The sequence below is a fragment of the Caulobacter sp. LjRoot300 genome (genome assembly GCF_964253875.1).
Taxonomy (GTDB): Bacteria; Pseudomonadota; Alphaproteobacteria; order Caulobacterales; family Caulobacteraceae; genus Caulobacter.
The window spans coordinates 1-5,890 of record NZ_CAXUSA020000019.1 but is presented as its reverse complement, the minus strand read 5'-3'; the positions used below and the strand labels follow the sequence as shown (position 1 = coordinate 5,890).

General features: G+C 54.6%; 3 tRNA genes and 3 rRNA genes. All 6 read left to right on the top strand.

The features are described 5' to 3' along the window. The first annotated feature begins 558 nt into the window (after positions 1 to 558). The 6 genes from ACSQ2G_RS23850 (at position 559) to ACSQ2G_RS23825 (ending at position 5,889) form a co-directional block, all read left to right on the top strand. Positions 559 to 2,044 (top strand): 16S ribosomal RNA (locus ACSQ2G_RS23850). Positions 2,045 to 2,222: 178 nt separating this feature from the next. Beyond that, positions 2,223 to 2,299, top strand: a tRNA-Ile gene (locus tag ACSQ2G_RS23845). Between the two features lie 73 nt (positions 2,300 to 2,372). Next, positions 2,373 to 2,448: transfer RNA gene (locus ACSQ2G_RS23840), tRNA-Ala, on the top strand. Positions 2,449 to 2,720: 272 nt separating this feature from the next. Further along, positions 2,721 to 5,509 (top strand): 23S ribosomal RNA (locus tag ACSQ2G_RS23835). 109 nt (positions 5,510 to 5,618) lie between these two features. Further along, positions 5,619 to 5,733 (top strand): 5S ribosomal RNA (gene rrf / locus ACSQ2G_RS23830). The 16S, 23S and 5S rRNA genes sit together here with 3 tRNA genes alongside, the layout of an rRNA operon. 79 nt (positions 5,734 to 5,812) lie before the next feature. Then, positions 5,813 to 5,889 (top strand) — tRNA-Met (locus ACSQ2G_RS23825). Position 5,890: the final 1 nt, after the last annotated feature.

The following is a 5,890-nucleotide window of genomic DNA, read 5'->3' as shown; positions in this document are numbered from 1 at the left end:
GGTTGACACGGGGTTCTGTCTTCACTAGAAGGCGCGGCTCCGGAAGGTTTCGGAAGAGTTCGCAAGAATTCGGAGGGGATCTTCACCAAGTCTTCTGAGGATTTCTTAGAAATTCTTGATTGACTTGATTGGCGCTCTTCTCTAGAAGGTCGCCACGGTCTACTGGTTTTGGCTTCGGCTGTTTCTGGTGGGTTGGTTCGGACGGTTTTGAAAAAAACGGTTTGACACGGAATTCGAGGTTGGATAGATAGCCGCCTCCGCCGACATCGGGCGCTAAACGGATGGGCCGCCGAGAGGTGGTTCGGGGCTTTGGTCCTGGGTCTTTGACATTGTTGATTTGGAAAGAGAAACGCAGGCGGCGGCGCTCTGGCGATGACCTCACGGGTCATCTCGATGCGCTGACAATTGCGGTCTCTTGAAGACACCATGAATATCATGGACCGAAACTTAGGTTTCGATCCATCGATGTGATTGGGAACTCGTCAAGATACTATGCAAACCAGAACCGAGAGATTGGGTTTTCCCCCGATTTCTTGAAGTCTGTGTTAGCGGTCAACTCAACCTGAGAGTTTGATCCTGGCTCAGAGCGAACGCTGGCGGCAGGCCTAACACATGCAAGTCGAACGGATCCTTCGGGATTAGTGGCGGACGGGTGAGTAACACGTGGGAACGTGCCTTTTGGTTCGGAACAACTCAGGGAAACTTGAGCTAATACCGGATAAGCCTTTCGAGGGAAAGATTTATCGCCATTAGAGCGGCCCGCGTAGGATTAGCTAGTTGGTGGGGTAAAGGCCCACCAAGGCTACGATCCTTAGCTGGTCTGAGAGGATGATCAGCCACATTGGGACTGAGACACGGCCCAAACTCCTACGGGAGGCAGCAGTGGGGAATCTTGCGCAATGGGCGAAAGCCTGACGCAGCCATGCCGCGTGAATGATGAAGGTCTTAGGATTGTAAAATTCTTTCACCGGGGACGATAATGACGGTACCCGGAGAAGAAGCCCCGGCTAACTTCGTGCCAGCAGCCGCGGTAATACGAAGGGGGCTAGCGTTGCTCGGAATTACTGGGCGTAAAGGGAGCGTAGGCGGATAGTTTAGTCAGAGGTGAAAGCCCAGGGCTCAACCTTGGAATTGCCTTTGATACTGGCTATCTTGAGTACGGAAGAGGTATGTGGAACTCCGAGTGTAGAGGTGAAATTCGTAGATATTCGGAAGAACACCAGTGGCGAAGGCGACATACTGGTCCGTTACTGACGCTGAGGCTCGAAAGCGTGGGGAGCAAACAGGATTAGATACCCTGGTAGTCCACGCTGTAAACGATGAGTGCTAGTTGTCGGCAGGCATGCCTGTCGGTGACGCAGCTAACGCATTAAGCACTCCGCCTGGGGAGTACGGTCGCAAGATTAAAACTCAAAGGAATTGACGGGGGCCCGCACAAGCGGTGGAGCATGTGGTTTAATTCGAAGCAACGCGCAGAACCTTACCACCTTTTGACATGCCCGGACCGCCGCAGAGATGCGGCTTTCCCTTCGGGGACTGGGACACAGGTGCTGCATGGCTGTCGTCAGCTCGTGTCGTGAGATGTTGGGTTAAGTCCCGCAACGAGCGCAACCCTCGCTATTAGTTGCCATCAGGTTTGGCTGGGCACTCTAATAGGACCGCCGGTGGTAAGCCGGAGGAAGGTGGGGATGACGTCAAGTCCTCATGGCCCTTACAAGGTGGGCTACACACGTGCTACAATGGCGACTACAGAGGGCTGCAATCCCGCGAGGGGGAGCCAATCCCTAAAAGTCGTCTCAGTTCGGATTGCACTCTGCAACTCGAGTGCATGAAGTTGGAATCGCTAGTAATCGCGGATCAGCATGCCGCGGTGAATACGTTCCCGGGCCTTGTACACACCGCCCGTCACACCATGGGAGTTGGCTTTACCCGAAGGCGCTGCGCTAACTCGCAAGAGAGGCAGGCGACCACGGTAGGGTCAGCGACTGGGGTGAAGTCGTAACAAGGTAGCCGTAGGGGAACCTGCGGCTGGATCACCTCCTTTCTAAGGATGTTCCTCCAGATCTTCGGATCTATTGGAACACCGATTATATACAGTGAGCGGATCGCCGCCGTCTTCGTTTCTCTTTCCACTCCTTGATGACCGTTAGGTTGTCGAGGCGATCGCGAGCCCAGGAACGGGTCTTGGCCTTAGGGTTGAGGATCTGGTCTATGCGGCCTATGGGCCCGTAGCTCAGTTGGTTAGAGCGCACGCTTGATAAGCGTGAGGTCATAAGTTCAAGTCTTATCGGGCCTACCAACCTCCTGCATATACGGAACGCATCCGACACCCAGCTCTCCTGGGCTTTAAGCAACTCACCGCAAGGCGGCGAGGGGCCATAGCTCAGTTGGTAGAGCGCCTGCTTTGCAAGCAGGATGTCGTCGGTTCGAATCCGTCTGGCTCCACCATCTTCTCATCCGGAGAAGCTGGTAACGCGATCGAGGATTGATCAAGTTTGCAGCTGCGACTGTTCCCTCACTGAGGGATGCGCGGTCTGCGATAATGACATCGTGAAGGTAGGGTTCACCCGCCGAAATCATCTCACCCTTGGGATGGTCTAGGTTCTAGGGCGGACTTTGAAGAAGACATCAAATGTCTGACTGTAAAGCGCATGATGCAGCTCCCCCGATTTCGCCCTTGGCGGAAGAAGAGCGCTGCATGCATGGGTTTTGCTGAGAACGATCAAGCGCATAAGGGCTTCTGACGGATGCCTTGGCATTGAGAGGCGATGAAGGACGTGGCACGCTGCGATAAGAGCCGGGGAGGCGCGAGCACCCTTTGATCCGGCTATCTCCGAATGGGGAAACCCACCTTAATGACCATTCCACTTTGCTTCAGCTTCGGCTGGAGCGGTAGTGGTGTGGTTGTGACAGGTATAATGGGCTGAATACATAGGCTCCATTAAGCAAACCCGGGGAACTGAAACATCTCAGTACCCGGAGGAAAGGACATCAACCGAGACTCCCGTAGTAGTGGCGAGCGAACCGGGACCAGGCCAGTGCTGTCGTGACATAAAGCTGAACGACTTGGAAAGGTCGGCCATAGTGGGTGATAGCCCCGTAAGCGTCAAATAGCGACAGACTCGAGTAGGGCGGGACACGTGAAATCCTGTCTGAACATGGGGGGACCACCCTCCAAGCCTAAGTACTCCTCAATGACCGATAGCGAACAAGTACCGTGAGGGAAAGGTGAAAAGCACCCCGACAAGGGGAGTGAAACAGATCCTGAAATCGGAAGCCTACAAGCAGTCGGAGCCACCGCGCGTGGTGACGGCGTACCTTTTGTATAATGGGTCAGCGACTTCATGTGCCGTGCAAGCTTAAGCCGTTAGGTGTAGGCGCAGCGAAAGCGAGTCTGAATAGGGCGAATAAGTACGTCGCATGACGACCCGAAACCAGGTGATCTATCCATGAGCAGGTTGAAGGTAAGGTAACACTTACTGGAGGACCGAACCGGTGAATGTTGAAAAATTCTCGGATGACTTGTGGATAGGGGTGAAAGGCCAATCAAACCTGGACATAGCTGGTTCTCCGCGAAAACTATTTAGGTAGTGCCTCAGACGGACTCCTTGGGGGGTAGAGCACTGAATGGATGCGGGGGGAGCGATCTCTACCAATTCTAATCAAACTCCGAATACCCAAGAGAGATATCTGGGAGACACACGGCGGGTGCTAACGTCCGTCGTGAAAAGGGAAACAACCCTAACCATCATCTAAGGCCCCCAAGTTCTGGCTAAGTGGGAAACGATGTGGGTTTGCTTTGACAACCAGGATGTTGGCTTAGAAGCAGCCATCATTTAAAGAAAGCGTAACAGCTCACTGGTCAAGCGAACCTGCGCGGAAAATGTAACGGGGCTCAAGCCAGACGCCGAAGGTATGGGTTTGCTCTTTGAGCAAGCGGTAGCGGAGCGTTCCGTAAGCCGGTGAAGGTGAGGCGCGAGCCTTGCTGGAGGTATCGGAAGTGAGAATGCTGACATGAGTAGCGATAAAGAGTGTGAGAGACACTCTCGCCGAAAGCCCAAGGGTTCCTGCGTAAAGCTAATCTGCGCAGGGTTAGTCGGCCCCTAAGGCGAGGCCGAAAGGCGTAGTCGATGGGAATCAGGTGAATATTCCTGAACCAGTTGGAAGTGACGGATCTGGTAAATTGTCTAGGCTTATTGGATTGCTCTGGGCAGTGAACAGGTCCCTGGAAATAACTCCAACGGAGACCGTACCCGAAACCGACACAGGTGGGCAGGTAGAGTATACCAAGGCGCTTGAGAGAACTATGCTGAAGGAACTCGGCAAATTGCACGCGTAACTTCGGGATAAGCGTGACTCTTATTTGGGCAACCAGATAAGAGTGGCACAGGCCAGGGGGTAGCGACTGTTTATCAAAAACACAGGGCTCTGCGAAGCCGCAAGGCGACGTATAGGGTCTGACGCCTGCCCGGTGCCGGAAGGTTAAAAGGAGTGGTGCAAGCTGCGAATTGAAGCCCCGGTAAACGGCGGCCGTAACTATAACGGTCCTAAGGTAGCGAAATTCCTTGTCGGGTAAGTTCCGACCTGCACGAATGGCGTAACGACTTCCCCACTGTCTCCAGCATAGGCTCAGCGAAATTGAATTCCCCGTGAAGATGCGGGGTTCCCGCGGTCAGACGGAAAGACCCTATGAACCTTTACTGCAGCTTCGCCTTGGCGTTAGCAACAACATGTGTAGGATAGGTGGGAGGCTATGAAACGCGGGCGCCAGTCTGCGTGGAGCCATCCTTGAAATACCACCCTTATTGTTGCTGACGTCTAACCGCGGCCCGTTATCCGGGTCCGGGACATGGCGTGGCGGGCAGTTTGACTGGGGCGGTCGCCTCCCAAAGTGTAACGGAGGCGCGCGATGGTGGGCTCAGACCGGTCGGAAATCGGTCGTCGAGTGCAATGGCATAAGCCCGCCTGACTGCGAGACTGACAAGTCGAGCAGAGACGAAAGTCGGCCATAGTGATCCGGTGGTCCTGCGTGGAAGGGCCATCGCTCAACGAATAAAAGGTACTCTAGGGATAACAGGCTGATTTTGCCCAAGAGTCCATATCGACGGCAAAGTTTGGCACCTCGATGTCGGCTCATCACATCCTGGGGCTGGAGCAGGTCCCAAGGGTTCGGCTGTTCGCCGATTAAAGTGGTACGTGAGCTGGGTTCAGAACGTCGTGAGACAGTTTGGTCCCTATCTGCCGTGGGTGTACGAGACTTGAGAGGATCTGTCCCTAGTACGAGAGGACCGGGATGGACACACCTCTGGTGGACCTGTCATGGCGCCAGCTGTGCAGCAGGGTAGCTAAGTGTGGAATAGATAACCGCTGAAAGCATCTAAGCGGGAAACTAACCTCAAAACAAGGTCTCGCTGAGAGCCGTGGTAGACCACCACGTTGATAGGCCAGGTGTGGAAGCGCCGCGAGGCGTGTAGCTTACTGGTACTAATAGCTCGATAGGCTTGATCGTTCTTCAGTCAAACCCATGACTGACGCTTTACAACATACTCAGACACGCGATGTCTTCTTCACAACATGCTCGGACCGCGAAAGCGGTCCGACAGCATCCTTTTTGCTGACCTGGTGGCTATGCCGGGGGTTCCCCACCCGATCCCATTCCGAACTCGGTCGTTAAGTCCCCCAGGGCCAATGGTACTTCGTCTCAAGGCGCGGGAGAGTAGGTCGCCGCCAGGTCCGCTAAAAGGATGCTTCAACAGAGCCCAGGCTCAAGTCCAGAACCCTCCCAACACGATCACACCACTACCCACTTCGCCGCGGGGTGGAGCAGCCCGGTAGCTCGTCAGGCTCATAACCTGAAGGTCACAGGTTCAAATCCTGTCCCCGCACCCAA